The sequence below is a fragment of the Streptococcus jiangjianxini genome (assembly GCF_040225085.1).
Taxonomy (GTDB): domain Bacteria; phylum Bacillota; class Bacilli; order Lactobacillales; family Streptococcaceae; genus Streptococcus; species Streptococcus jiangjianxini.
Genome location: NZ_JBEHGL010000007.1, coordinates 25,729 through 39,044, shown reverse-complemented (window position 1 = coordinate 39,044; position 13,316 = coordinate 25,729). Strand labels below are relative to the sequence as shown.

Below are 13,316 nucleotides of genomic sequence, written 5' to 3'. Positions count from 1 at the left end.
CAAACTATCGTGTTTAATGATTATCATCTAATGCTTGATCAATGATTTTACTAATAACTGCTTGCATTTGCTCAATACTATGTTTTCGAGAACGCCCACATTCTTTAGCGATTTCAGAACATATCAAACACTGACGAGGGGCTTTGTTTAATTCCGTTCGGCTGATAGGACTTAAGAGCCCAGTTTCAACTTTTCGTAAAACGTCCAAATCCATTAGGCGCCCCAAATCACTAGCTTCCTCAATTGTCATTAACACTTTTTTGAGTTCAAGAGGTGGTAAACTTGACATCATGTAATATTCCCAGCCTGTTTTTGGGGTTATCTTTTTATCAAAGATAATCTTGTCAGATAATTCCTCTTTAATCAGATCAATCATACTATCAAAGGCTTGCCCTAGTTTTTCTGATGTCTTTACAGGGCCTGGGATATTCATGGTTGCACAGAGTATACTAGCTTGTGGATATTTTTCCATGAGCATTTGTTGTCTAAAACTGCGTGCTTCCCTAGCTTGTAGCATGTTATCTAAGCTAACTGACGGTCCTTCAAATACAGATTCTTTAGACATTTTTAACCACGTCAATCAAACTGCCATCACGGTATTCAATGAGGGCAACCACCTTTTCACCATATTGGATCGGTTCAGGATTGCCAACGACCGCATAGGCTTTTTCTTTGAGTTCTTCAATCGTAAATTGAGGCACTTTCAAATCGTTAAAGTGTTCTATCAAGTCAGGACGATTTGGGTTAATCGCGATACCAACTTCTGTTACGACAACATCAACACTGGTACCAGGTGTAATGACTGTATTAACCTTATCCACAAAGGTAGGAATGCGACCACGAATAAGAGGTGAAATCACAAGACTCATCTTAGCAGCAAAAGCGGTGTCACAGTGACCGCCTGATGCCCCACGAATTACCCCATCAGATCCCGTCATAACGTTAACATTAAAGTTTGTATCCACTTCAAGAGCAGATAGGATACAAGTATCCAGTTGGTTAATGGCAGAGCCCTTGCTGAGTGGTGAAGCGTACATATTGGCATCGATTTCCAAGTGTCTGCCAGCATTACGGTCAAGAGATAGAGCAGATGGATGGTCAAAGTCTTGAACGTCAATGATTTTTTCAACCAAGCCTTCTTCCAAAAGTTCTACCATAGCATTGGTGATACCACCAAGCGCAAAGCTAGCTTTTATATCTTTGTCAATCATGGCTTCTCGAATAAAGCGGCTAACAGCAAGTGAAGCACCCCCAGTACCTGTCTGGAATGAAAAGCCTTCTTTAAAGTAAGGTGAGTTGGTAATCACTTTTGCTGCGTATTCTGCGATTAAGAGTTCTTTAGGATTTTTAGTGAAACGAGTAGCCCCTTTGGCAATACCATCTGGATCACCAATAGCATCAACTTCAACCACGTAATCAACATCTGTTTGAGGAATCGAAATTGGTGCATTAGGATAAGGGACCAAAGTATCGGTAATGATAACCACTTGGTCTGCATACTTAGCATCAATCATAGCATAGCCGAGGGAACCACAGGTGGCTTTGCCTTTTGTTCCATTGGCATTTCCATAAGCATCTGATGACGGTGCTCCCAGAAAGGCTACATCAATGTGAATATCACCTGAGGCGATAGCACGCGCACGTCCACCGTGAGAACGGATAACCACAGGGTTTTCCATGATGCCTTCTGAAATAGCTGCTCCCACCTTGTCACGCAGACCTGATGAGGTGATGTTTGTCACGACACCGTTTTTGATGTGTTCAATCAGAGGTTCATGGACATTGGCAATGGAACTTGGAGCAATAGAGAGATTTTTAATCCCAGCTTTAGCAATCTCATCTAATACCATGTTCATGACATAATCCCCTTCACGAAAATGGTGATGGAAAGAAATAGTCATACCATCCTTCAAACCTGTTTTTTCAATAGCTTCTCGGATGGAGCTGAGCAGCTTATCATCTCCTGGTTTTACTGGTTTAATCTTGCGACTTGTTTCTTGGTAGTCTTTGATATGTGCCAATTCTCCTTCAAAAACACCGTATTGATCAGCGTATTCTTGAGGAATGTCTCGGCCTAGTGTGTTTGTCACCATCTTAAATATCCTCCTCAGTCAAAACTCCTGCTGCTTTCGCGAGCATCATCACACGTTCTGCGCGCTCCACGATTGGCTTATCAATCATCTTACCATTGAGCGCAATAACACCTGAACCCTTGCTTTCCGCCTCACGAATTGCCCATTTGACTTGTTTAGCGTTCTCGATTTCCTTTTCAGTTGGTGTGTAAATGTCATTTGCCAACGGAATCTGACGTGGGTTGATAACAGACTTACCATCAAAACCAAGTTGTTTAATCAAGCGAACTTCATTTTGGAAACCTTCCGTGTTATTAACATCTGAGTAAACCGTATCAAGCGCTGCGATACCAGCTGCACGGGCCGCATGAAGAATCATACTACGGGCAAAAAAGAGTTCTTGACCATCTGCATAACGGCGGGTTTTCATGTTGGTTACATAGTCCTCCGCACCAAGGGCAATCCCAATCAGACGATCCGAGGCTTTTGCAATTTCACGAGCATTGAGAACACCTTCGGCAGATTCAATGGCTGCCATCATACGAGTGCGACCAACTTCAATGCCGTATTCTCGCTCCACACGTTCTATCTCAGTTTCCACATCAATAATATCTTGAGCTGTTTCTGTTTTTGGTAAACGAATAACATCAACACCAGCTGTTACAACAGCTTCAATATCTAAAGCACCACAAGTATCTAAACCATTCACACGAACAACTGTTTCAACATTGCTATAATCAAACGTTTTAAGTGCAAAATGAACCAAGACACGTGACGTATCTTTTTCTTTTAAGGATACTGAGTCCTCTAAATCAAACATAATCGAGTCAGCCCCGTACAAAGGCGCATCGCGAAGCATTCCAGCATTGGCACCAGGGACAAACATCATTGTTCTTCTTAAACGTTCCATGAGTCAATCTCCTTCCAATTATAAGCATCAAGGCCTGCTGAACGGTGTGCTGCTGCGATGGTACGAGCCTGGATGGTACAATCAAGAGCTCCCTTATCCACAGCTTCTACCTTGGCAGATGTGACACCAAGATTTTTTAGAGTTTCTTCAATGACACGACGAATTTGTGTGCCAAACTGTTTTTCAACGCTACTATCCAGTGAAATTGAAATACCATCAACCTCACTTGGAGATAAGGTTAGCATAATGTCGCTTGATTCTAATGAACCAGCAACTGCTGTTTGCTTAATTTCCATGATTCACCTCTATAAAATACTTATTTATCTGATGGGAAAAGCTTGATCAACACTTCTGCTGAAATATAAAGGATTCCCAAAACAACAAAGATTCCAAGCATACCTAGACCCATGAGTTCAAAAGCCTGGATTAAATGATCCATATTTATCATAATGACCTCTTTTTCTATTGCTTAGCTGAAGAAGGCAAGGAGCAAACCACCAGCAATAACTGAAGCGATTTGACCTGACACATTGGCACCAACAGCGTACATCAAAATGAAGTTTTGCGGGTCTTCATCAGTTGCCATTTTTTGGATAACACGACTTGACATTGGAAAGGCCGAGATACCTGCCGCACCAATCATTGGATTGATTTTTTCTTTACGGAAAATATTTAAAATCTTAGCAAAAACAACGCCACCGATAGAATCCATGATGAAAGCAACCAAACCAAAGACGATGATTAAAAGTGTTTGCACGTTCAAGAACAAGTCCGCTTGCATCTTTACTGAAATGGTCAAACCAAGTAAGATCGAAACGATATTAACCAATTCATTTTGAGCTGTTTGTGATAAACGATCCAAGACACCACACTCACGAAGAAGGTTACCAAACATTAGGAAACCAACCAAAGGAAGGGAAATCGGAGCGATAAATCCTGCAACAACGGTAATCACAATTGGAAAGAGGATTTTCGTCATTTTAGAAACGCTCTCTGCTTTATAAGTCATACGAATTTGACGTTCTTTTTTAGTCGTTACTAATTTGATCGCAAATGGTTGGATAATTGGTACCAAAGCCATATAAGAATAAGCCGCCACCGTGATTGGACCTAGAAGTTTCGGCGCCAATTGGTTAGCAACAAAGATGGAAGTCGGTCCATCTGCTGCACCGATAATACCAATAGAAGCTGCTTCTTTGATGTCAAATCCAGCTAAAACAGCCACGACAACAACAAAGAAAATACCAAACTGAGCCGCCGCTCCAAAAAGCAGCATAAATGGATTCTGCAAGAGAGGTCCAAAATCAATCATGGCTCCGATACCGATAAAGATAAGAAGTGGGAAAAGCTCCGTTCCAATACCAATATTGAAGAGAACATCGAAAACCCCTTCTTGCTCAACCCCATTGACAACCTGAGTTAGAACCCCAGTTCCTGGGAAGTTAACTAAAATTGTACCAAGCCCCATGGGGACCAACAATGTCGGCTCATATTCTTTTTTAATTCCTAAATACATCAAGATGGCTCCGATTAACATCATAACGATTTGCGGAATCGTAATAGACGTAATGCCAGCAATTAATGTTTCCATTATGTCAATTCCTTTCTCTACATGTGTGATTATTGGATCGTAATCAAGCCATCACCTGGATTAACTGTTTGTCCTGATGTCACATGAATCGCTGAAACAGTACCTGCAGACGAAGCCACAATCTCATTTTCCATCTTCATCGCTTCAAGGATCATAAGAGGTTGGTTTTCAGAAACGGTATCGCCTACATTTACCAAAATGTTAAGGATAGTTCCTGGCATTGGAGCCGCTAGGGCATCCGCTCCTGCGGGGGCAGAAGAGACTGCAGCGGGGGCTGGTGCTGTCTCTTCTGGGGTATCTACAACTGGAGCTTGTGGGGCTGCAGGTTGAGGTTGAGCTGATGGCAGTTGACCAGCGGGTGTAGGTGTGCCACCAATTTCTTCCATCTCAACGAGGTATTCTTTTCCATCCACAGAAATTTTGAATTTGCGTAACATTATTGTCTCCTTATTTATCTTCTTATTTTTTGCGTTTGATTGATTTAACAACAAAGTGGCTATCAGGGTTATCGCCTGCGGCAATGCTTGAGGCAAGCAGTGAGACGATCAAACTTTCAGGGTTTCGTTTTAAAATCCGTTTAACCTTAAAACGACTATCAGGATTATCTCCTGCAGCTATACTTGAGGCGATAACACTAACCAGTTGAAAGTCCTCTGAGGTCGCTGGTATATAGGCCGGTACATCTTCCCACTTTTCTACAACTGAATAGTTACGATTGTTTTCTTCAGTCTTAGGAAGGTGGTTTGATTCCTTGGATTTTGAAAATAACCGTTTTAAAATCCCCATAGATTCTCCTTTCTAACGTCATAGAATTCCAAAAAAGTGTGGTTAAAAAACATCGTTTCTTAACCCTTCTAAAATTATTATATAACATGTTTTTTGATATGAGTGGCTTTTTTGTGTTTTTTTGAAAAACGTTTCCAAATCTTAACAACATCCTTTTCAGAATGTTCTTTTTGTGTTTTTTATCGTCCATTGGTCTTTAAAAAATAAACGCTTTCAATTATACTTGGGGTGTAAAATCATTTTGTTATATATTAGCTAAATATAATAATTATAAATTTAAGGAGAAAAACTATGCTTCTTACCATATTAGCCTATGCTATGATTATCGTCTTCATGTTTGTGGTCATGAAGAAAAAAATGTCACCTCTGACATCCCTGGTTATTGTTCCGTTAGTTTTTACAATAATCGCTATCTATACTGGTGCTGCTGACTTTGGTTTAGATGCCAGTTTCGCAGAATTCTTAGGAGACAATAAACTTGCAAACAACTTAACTGCTGTCGGTCCGATGGTTATGTACGGCATCAACGGCACTGCTAAAACAGGTATTATGCTCCTGTTTGCTATTTTATACTTCTCCATCATGCTTGATGCTGGTCTTTTTGATCCAATCACTGAGAAAATGATTCGCTTCGCTAAGGGCGACCCGATGAAAGTCTTGATGGCGACAGCCATTGTATCGGCTGCTGTTTCCCTTAATGGCGATGGAACGACAACGACTCTTATCGTTGTATCAGCTTTCTTACCCATCTACAAAAAACTCAACATGAATGTCATGAACCTTGGGGTTTTGATTATCCTTCAAAATACTATTATGAATCTGCTTCCTTGGGGCGGACCAACAGCACGTGCCATGTCTGTACTTGGCGTTGGTGCCGAAATCCTTGGTTACCTAGCTCCCGGTATGATACTTTCAGTTCTTTATGTCATCTTCATCGTTGCACGTAGCATGGGTAAAAAAGAGCGTAAACGCCTTGGTGTTAAGGAATTATCAGAAGCTGAGGTCCGTAAATTAACAGACATTACAGACCCAGATACAATTGCTATTCGTCGTCCACAAAATTTCCTTTTCAACGGTATCTTAACGATTATTTTAATCGCTTGGTTGGTTGCTGGATCATTCGTTGATGCCATTAAAGTTGAACCACTTCTTCTTTTCGCAGTGGGAACATGTATTGCTCTTATGTTTAACTATCCAAAATTAAAAGACCAATCCAAACGTATCGGTGACAATGCCGACAATGCCGTTCAAGTAGTTATCTTGGTCTTTGCTGCTGGTGTCTTCATGGGGCTCTTCCAAGGCTCAGGTATGGCTGGTGCACTTGCTCAAAGTTTTGCGACCATCATTCCTAAACAACTCGCTGGATTCTGGGGAATCATCATCGCCCTCATCTCTGCACCAGGTACTTTCTTCCTCTCAAACGACGGCTTCTACTACGGTATCATGCCAGTCTTAGCTCAAGCTGGTGCGCAATATGGATTTGATAACATGGCAATGGCACTTGCTTCCCTTATGGGACAAGCCTTCCACTTGCTCAGCCCACTCGTTGCCTTCATTTACCTTCTTCTTCGCTTAACAGGATTGGATATGGGAGAATGGCAAAAAACCTCAGCAAAATATGCATTTGTCATCTTCATCATTTTCATCATAACCGTTGTCTTGATGGGACGTATGCCAGTTTACCTACCACAGTAAACAGGAACTAAGAACTAAAAAGGATTGGAGTATTGTCCAATCCTTTTTACAATAATTTCGTTGATAAGTAATCTATGATATAAAATAACAAGTAACCATCACTATTTCATACTCAATGACAATCAAAAGCAGACTAGGTGACATCAAAACAGATGGAACTGACGCTCACCAAGTCAAGGACGTCTACTTTTGATTTTTGAAGAGCATCAGCTCATTTAAAACCTTACTAGGTATTACATTAAAATTGAAAAGCTGTTCCAATGCCTTTTTCTTTTGCTTTTTCAACAATCAGCTGTGCCGTCACAATATCAAGAACTGCGGAACCTACACTCTTAAATACCGTAATATCCTTACCTGATTCTCTACCCTTGATATGACCCAATAACAGTTGACCGAGTTCACCAGTGTAGTCGCTTTCAGTTAATAACCCTGTTTTTATAGGAGCTTGAATATCTCCTGCTTCAGCTAATACACCATCATTAGTATCAAACACAACTGCATTCGCCTTAACTAATAAATCCATTGGCAATTCTAACATCTCAGGCGTATAAGCACCGATGCCATTGACATGTGCCCCTTCTTTAATCCAATCCGCTTGGAAAGTGTTTACTTTAGATGTTGTTACGGTCGTCACTACGTCAGCATCTTGAACAGCTTCTTCTGCTGTTTTAACAGCAACAATAGCAGTTCCAAATACCCCTTTCATATCTCGACCGAGTTTATCAGCAAAAGCTTTTGCACGTTCAAAATCAATATCAAAAACGTTTAGTATTTCTAATTGACGTGCCGTCATCATAGCGATAGCTTGCTGATAACCTTGACCACCAGTACCAATAAGACCACCAATTTTTGCATCCGGATTAGCAAGCTCCTCTGTTGCAGCTCCCTGAATAGCTGCTGTACGCAATTGCGTCAGATAAGTTCCATCCAAAATAGCAGAAACAATACCTGTCTCTGGATCCAGAGCTACCATGGTAGCAGGCACCGATGGCAATCCTTTTTCAATATTATTAGGATACACCGATACAATTTTGACACCAAGAGCATTCTGATTTCCTTCGGTAACAGCTGGCATATACAAACTTTGACCTTGAAAATGCTTAACATCCAAATTGGTACGAAGTGGCACAACCGCCTTTCCAGAAGAGTAAAGCTGAGAAGCTTCTTTGGCTGCTAAAATAGCATCCTTCATTGAGAAGCATTCTTGAATATCTCGTTTTGTTAAAATAAGCATATTTAGATTCTCCTTTCTTAGACTTTTTCCTTTAGCATACCATAAGCACTATACAGGAGTATAAATGCTACAAACCATTGTAATAGTTCAGTATTTAGCTGTGTAACAATAAAAACAGCACAAAGTACACCCATCACGCCAAATGTTGAGGTAAACAAGGTAATTTTTCGGCTATATTCACCTGATTTAACAAATTGCACACTGCCTACCGGTACTGAAAAAGTGGCAGAACCCATCATAATTGGAAAAGCAACTGCCGGATTCAAACCTAACAAATACACAGTAATCATTGTGAGCGCATATGAACCAATACCAATGTTATTTAAGGCACCAAAAATTGCCAACGCAACAGCAGCTATCACAAGTTTAATACCAGTTAATTCTGTTGCTGTTCCACCTCCAGGCAAGAGCCCAAATTTTCCACCAAAGATTATAAGAGCTGCAACAATCATACCAATACCAATTGAAATTTTTAACTTATCTGCCGGTAGCTTAACAGCTAATTTCGCTCCAAAATAAGAACCAATCATCTGGCTGATAATACATGTCACAAGGGTTATAATACCGACTTTAATATTAGTAATATAGGCTAATGCCATAATAGCAACTGGTATAGTACATTGTGTATTTAAAGTTCCAGGTAATTTTTTAACGCTAGTCCAGTTCAATTTAGGATATAAACTGGTACTAATTGCAAAATCTGAAATACCAATAGTTGATAAGAAGAACATTATCGCACTACTAAATGGTAAAGCCAACGTGCTGGCTTCCTCAGCCATGACCTCATGTCTATGCTTTAATAAATCTGCTATTAAAATAACAGTGAAATAAGCATTTACAATAACAACAAGTAATAATAATATATTTTTAAATAACATAGGGTAACTCCACTAATAAATATCGCGAATCCCCTCAAAGTTTTCACCATAATCGTTGCGCAAATCAACGCCATGTTCTTGAATGATTTTCAAGGTATAAGCATCATGCTTGATGTACTCTTTAGCTAGCAGACGCATGGCAACATTGTGAGTCCAGATGACATCGCAGTGGTCATCCAGCGTTCCAAATAAAATAATATCATCGTCACAGACTAAATTCACCCAACGACCACCCATGTCTTTACGCTTTTCATCTTCAAAACCATGCTGATAAAAACGTTTGAAGGGTAAGTTGTAACGCCCACTTGCACTAAATAAAATACAGACGAAGTCATCTAAACGCGATTCCGCTTCTTGCAAAGCCTTTGTGATAGATGGCGTAAGTGTATCATCCCATATTTGAATGTAAAGACTCGATTGTGCATGCTTAATCATGTACAGCATTTTTAGTAAAACGGACTCTTTACTTTCCAATTGCCACAAAAGCGTATCTGCTTCTTTTCTTCTAATATCTGACAAGTGTTCATCTAAGTATTCAATGTCGCTAAGGGTTGAGTGTTTTAACATTCCCACAAACTCCTCTGGCGATAAAGCTGAGTACATTTTAGGTTCACTTTTATTAACTAGAACGGCTCCCTTTTTAACCAATATTTCTAAGTAATTGTATACTTTAGACCTTGGAACACCGGATTTTTTGCTAACTTCATATCCAGTCATCAAGCCATGTTCAATTAAACTAAGGTAAATATTGGTTTCAGATTCTGTATAACCGAACTGTTTCATTTTTTGTACCAACATATGGACTCCTTTTAATAATGTAGTAGCTACTTACAGTAACTATTATAATTTTGAAATCGTTTTAAGTCAATGATTTTTGTGATTTTTTTAACTTTCTTTAAAAATGACCGTTACTATTGAACTCTCACTTGTCAAAAATACACACTCTTTTGTAGATTTTCGCTATAATAAAAGACATAGAAAGGATACTTTATGAACCCAATTATTGAATCTGTTAAAGCAAATTTAGATCTCAATCAAAATCTTCCTTTGAAGCAGCTCTTTTATGAAGCCTTACGAAAGACTATTATTCTACGCGAAATTCCAGCTGGAAGTAGGATCAATGAAAAAGAATTCTCACTTGAGTTAAACATCAGTCGAACACCCATCCGCTATGCGTTAGCACAACTTTTAGAAGAAAAATTGGTCGAGCACATCCCCAAAAAAGGGATTATCGTTAAAGGAGTCAGTATTGAAGACGCTATGGAAATTTTTGAAATTCGTAAGTCTTTAGATACCTTGGCTAGCATAACAGCAATGAAGAAAATGTCCTCAGATGATTTTGATGATATGAAGGCTATCTTAACAGAATGCGAAACCTTTATCATTGATGGCGATGTTGAGCAGATTTTAGACAATTTCAACCAATTTAACAACTGTATTTACGAAAAAAGTCGCATGGTCCGCTTAAGAGAAATTGTCAGTGAACTCCAAACCTACCTGACCTACTTTAGAGAAATTTCGATCTCATCCACGGAACGTCGTCAACTAGCTTTGAGTGAACACTGGGACATTTATCATCATATGAAAGACCAAAATGCTGAAAAAGTTACGGAAATAACGCACCAGCACCTCGACCGTTCGCTAACCTTTATCCTACAAGAGATGGATGCTCACCCAAATGACTAGAAAACTCATCGATAACATTAGTCACGCTGCTCTCAAATCACTACTATACGAAGTTTCCCTTAGCCCAAAACCAGGTTTGGTGGATCGTTTTGACAATGGTGCCCATGACGACATGACTTTTCAAACCTTCATAGATAGCGCTCTTTCTCTGGCACCCTTTTTTGAATCCTATTTGACCATAGGTTTTGATACCGTCGACCAATCACCTCAAAAAGCCTTTCAACAACTAAGGCAAACTGGGATTGCAGCTGAAAAAGCTATGTTTATAGTAACAAAGGGCATAAATACTCATAAAGGGGTTAATTTTTCGTTAGCTGTTATCTTAGGAGCAACAGGCAGATGGCTAGCTCAAAATAAGATAAGTCTAGACGAAGATTATCGCTTTTCTCCAGAAGATAGCCTTGCTATCTGCCAAGTCACTACTGAACTTTGTTCAGAAATTTTAGCCATGGATTTAAAAAATTTAGCAACTAAAAAACATCTAAGCTATGGTGAAAGACTCTATCTAGACTATGGCATAACAGGTCCTCGTGGAGAGGCTAGTGCAGGTTTTCCAACCGTGATAAGAAAAGCCCTTCCTTTTTTAAGGCATGAGATGAAGCAAAGAGGACCAAAAGAAGAAGTTCAATTGAAACTGCTACTATATCTCATGACTTTTGTTGAAGACGGCAATCTTATCCATCGAGGAGGGATTGAAGCATGGCAAAAGGTTAAAAAAGAAGCTGCGCAACTTCTTAAACAGAATTTGTCTGGCACATCTTTGAATAATGCTATGTCAGACTACAATAGCATCCTAGTTAGCCGTCATCTAAGCCCCGGTGGTTCTGCTGACCTCCTTGCCCTTACACTTCTCTTTGCTTTTCTTGAAGAACTTATCTAAAAATAGCCCTATCATTTTTGCTGTAAGTTACCCCACTGCAGAAATGATAGGGCTTTTGACGGTATGTCTCAAAAAATCAAAACTGCTATTCTGGACCGGTAGCTTGTTCTAGAGCTATGAACCAGCCCAACCAAGGTCTCATTGATGGCATTGCCCTGTGCACCACTTTCCCCAATATTGTCTAGAAGCAAAGCCCTGATAAAAACATAAAAAACGAACACAACAGCATTCTGGTTAACAGAAAAAGCTATCTTGTTCGTTTTTTAGTTTTACCAACTTCATAGAGCTCATATAATAAAGACTTGCTAATGCTCTTCAAAAATCACAACAGCCGTTGTTGACTTGATCCAATTAACTGTAGTTCTATCTGCATTGGGTTCGTCTGGCCTACTGTTGATAGTCATTGAGTATCAGATGAGCGATATGCCCATCATCTCCAAAAACATCACGATTTTATCTTCTCGTGATGTTCTGCTAAACTGATTTAGTCTTGGTAGGCTTGGGCCAATTTTTTCAGGAGTTTATCTTTTTCTTCTTTTGTTGTGAAGCTGGCCCTAATAGCGTTCTGGTTAAAATGATAAAAGTCAGTCTTGCTGGTGTTAAAATGCTCAACAAACAGACCATATTCCTTAGTCAAATTGGTGTCTGATACCGTGCGATTATCCGTGTTAATCGTGATATTGGCGCCTAGGTCATAGAGGGCTTGATAAGGGAAATCTGCCAGTGTTTGAGCTGCTCTTGTCTGCAAGTTACTGGTCAAACACATCTCAACCGTCGTACCAGATTGGACAAGGGCTTCCATTGTTTTACGATCTTTCAAAAGGGCTGTGCCATGACCAATCCGAGAAATACCAAGTTGCATAGCATGAGAGACATTGGCGACACAACCACATTCTCCTGCGTGAAACGTTAGGGGCAAACCAAGTGATTGCGTCTCCTTAATCGCTTCTTCCAGTGCCTGTGTCGGAAAATCTGCTTCATTTCCTGCAAAGTCAAATCCCGCCAAACCCTCTCGGGCTAGGTTTGCAACTTCTTTAAAGATTGCCCGTGTCTGTTCGGGTGGGCTTTGTTTCAAGCCACAGACCAAGACTTTAGCAACAATTCCAAACTCTGCTTCCGCTTCTTTGATACCTTCCAAAACTGCTTCAACAGTCTCTAAGGCAGTTAACCCTTGATCCCTAGACAGCTCAGGGGCAAAGCGAATCTCCATATAAAGGACATTCTCTTGTGCCGCTTGAGCTGCCACATCATAGGCAGCTAGCCGGAGCGCTTCCTTAGTCTGGAGTAAGGGACGAATAAAATCAAACACAGTCAGGTAATCCAGTAGAGATTCCGTCTGCTTTGGTGCTGTCACTAGTGCCCTTAACTCCTCATCATGAGGAGGCAAAGAAATCTGTGCCATCTTTGCCAACTGTCGAATGGTCCCCAGAGATAAAGAACCATCTAAATGGCAATGAAGTTCTGTTTTCGCTAATGTGTGGAGAATGTTGTCCTTCATTTGTCACCTCTATATTTGTTTATTTTTTTCTATCATACCATTTTTAAATTAAATTTCAATAAAAAACAAGTAAGAATTAGTATGGA

The 13,316-nt window shown here is 40.0% G+C and carries 15 protein-coding genes; 3 read left to right on the top strand and 12 right to left on the bottom strand.

The window, feature by feature from the left end; translation table 11 throughout:
- Positions 1 to 13: 13 nt before the first annotated feature.
- Genes citX through ABP870_RS04225 form a run of 8 tightly spaced genes read right to left on the bottom strand, consistent with a single transcriptional unit; the run spans position 14 to position 5,359 of the window.
- A complete protein-coding gene (gene citX, locus ABP870_RS04260) occupies positions 14 to 565 on the bottom strand; it encodes a citrate lyase holo-[acyl-carrier protein] synthase (protein WP_350014241.1) in 552 nt (183 codons plus the stop codon).
- On the bottom strand, positions 558 to 2,093 hold the full coding sequence (gene citF, locus ABP870_RS04255) for a citrate lyase subunit alpha (RefSeq protein WP_350014240.1): 1,536 nt from the start codon (positions 2,091 to 2,093) through the stop codon (positions 558 to 560). Before citF ends, citX begins: the two co-directional genes overlap by 8 nt.
- Position 2,094: 1 nt before the next feature.
- Positions 2,095 to 2,982, bottom strand: coding sequence for a citrate (pro-3S)-lyase subunit beta (gene citE, locus ABP870_RS04250; RefSeq protein WP_350014239.1), 888 nt, complete (start codon positions 2,980 to 2,982; stop codon positions 2,095 to 2,097).
- Positions 2,970 to 3,278, bottom strand: coding sequence for a citrate lyase acyl carrier protein (gene citD / locus ABP870_RS04245; RefSeq protein ID WP_350014238.1), 309 nt, complete (start codon positions 3,276 to 3,278; stop codon positions 2,970 to 2,972). Before citD ends, citE begins: the two co-directional genes overlap by 13 nt.
- A 20-nt stretch (positions 3,279 to 3,298) precedes the next feature.
- Entirely contained in the window at positions 3,299 to 3,430 is a 132-nt protein-coding gene (locus tag ABP870_RS04240) for an OadG-related small transporter subunit (protein ID WP_405054526.1), read from the bottom strand.
- 21 nt (positions 3,431 to 3,451) lie between these two features.
- The gene (locus ABP870_RS04235) at positions 3,452 to 4,573 is read right to left on the bottom strand and encodes a sodium ion-translocating decarboxylase subunit beta (protein ID WP_350014237.1); all 1,122 of its coding nucleotides are present in this window, start codon (positions 4,571 to 4,573) and stop codon (positions 3,452 to 3,454) included.
- A 29-nt stretch (positions 4,574 to 4,602) separates the two neighbouring features.
- Positions 4,603 to 5,010 carry an acetyl-CoA carboxylase biotin carboxyl carrier protein subunit gene (locus tag ABP870_RS04230; protein ID WP_350014236.1) on the bottom strand — a complete coding sequence of 136 codons (408 nt, stop codon included), beginning with the start codon at positions 5,008 to 5,010 and terminating at the stop codon, positions 4,603 to 4,605.
- A gap of 22 nt (positions 5,011 to 5,032) precedes the next feature.
- Positions 5,033 to 5,359, bottom strand: coding sequence for a hypothetical protein (locus tag ABP870_RS04225; RefSeq protein ID WP_350014235.1), 327 nt, complete (start codon positions 5,357 to 5,359; stop codon positions 5,033 to 5,035).
- A 291-nt stretch (positions 5,360 to 5,650) separates the two neighbouring features.
- Between ABP870_RS04225 and ABP870_RS04220 the strand changes: the two genes are divergently transcribed.
- Complete coding sequence (locus ABP870_RS04220; RefSeq protein ID WP_350014234.1) at positions 5,651 to 7,054, top strand: CitMHS family transporter; 1,404 nt, start codon at positions 5,651 to 5,653, stop codon at positions 7,052 to 7,054.
- 238 nt (positions 7,055 to 7,292) lie between these two features.
- On the opposite strand, the gene ABP870_RS04215 is transcribed toward ABP870_RS04220, so the two are convergent.
- From ABP870_RS04215 to ABP870_RS04205, 3 genes are read right to left on the bottom strand one after another with little or no spacing between them, the layout of a single operon-like run.
- Positions 7,293 to 8,288 carry an ornithine cyclodeaminase family protein gene (locus tag ABP870_RS04215; protein ID WP_350014233.1) on the bottom strand — a complete coding sequence of 332 codons (996 nt, stop codon included), beginning with the start codon at positions 8,286 to 8,288 and terminating at the stop codon, positions 7,293 to 7,295.
- 17 nt (positions 8,289 to 8,305) lie between these two features.
- Positions 8,306 to 9,166 carry a sulfite exporter TauE/SafE family protein gene (locus ABP870_RS04210; protein ID WP_062709393.1) on the bottom strand — a complete coding sequence of 287 codons (861 nt, stop codon included), beginning with the start codon at positions 9,164 to 9,166 and terminating at the stop codon, positions 8,306 to 8,308.
- A gap of 12 nt (positions 9,167 to 9,178) precedes the next feature.
- The gene (locus tag ABP870_RS04205; protein WP_350014232.1) at positions 9,179 to 9,964 is read right to left on the bottom strand and encodes a TrmB family transcriptional regulator; all 786 of its coding nucleotides are present in this window, start codon (positions 9,962 to 9,964) and stop codon (positions 9,179 to 9,181) included.
- A 192-nt stretch (positions 9,965 to 10,156) separates the two neighbouring features.
- On the opposite strand from ABP870_RS04205, the gene ABP870_RS04200 reads away from it, so the two are divergent.
- Together ABP870_RS04200 and citG are read left to right on the top strand one after the other, a co-directional pair.
- On the top strand, positions 10,157 to 10,852 hold the full coding sequence (locus ABP870_RS04200) for a GntR family transcriptional regulator (RefSeq protein WP_350014231.1): 696 nt from the start codon (positions 10,157 to 10,159) through the stop codon (positions 10,850 to 10,852).
- A complete protein-coding gene (gene citG, locus ABP870_RS04195) occupies positions 10,845 to 11,732 on the top strand; it encodes a triphosphoribosyl-dephospho-CoA synthase CitG (RefSeq protein WP_350014230.1) in 888 nt (295 codons plus the stop codon). The genes ABP870_RS04200 and citG overlap by 8 nt, the downstream gene beginning before the upstream one ends.
- Before the next feature lie 484 nt (positions 11,733 to 12,216).
- On the opposite strand, the gene add is transcribed toward citG, so the two are convergent.
- Positions 12,217 to 13,230: an adenosine deaminase gene (add, locus tag ABP870_RS04190; protein ID WP_350014229.1), complete on the bottom strand. Its 1,014-nt coding sequence runs from the start codon at positions 13,228 to 13,230 to the stop codon at positions 12,217 to 12,219.
- Between the last annotated feature and the right edge of the window lie 86 nt (positions 13,231 to 13,316).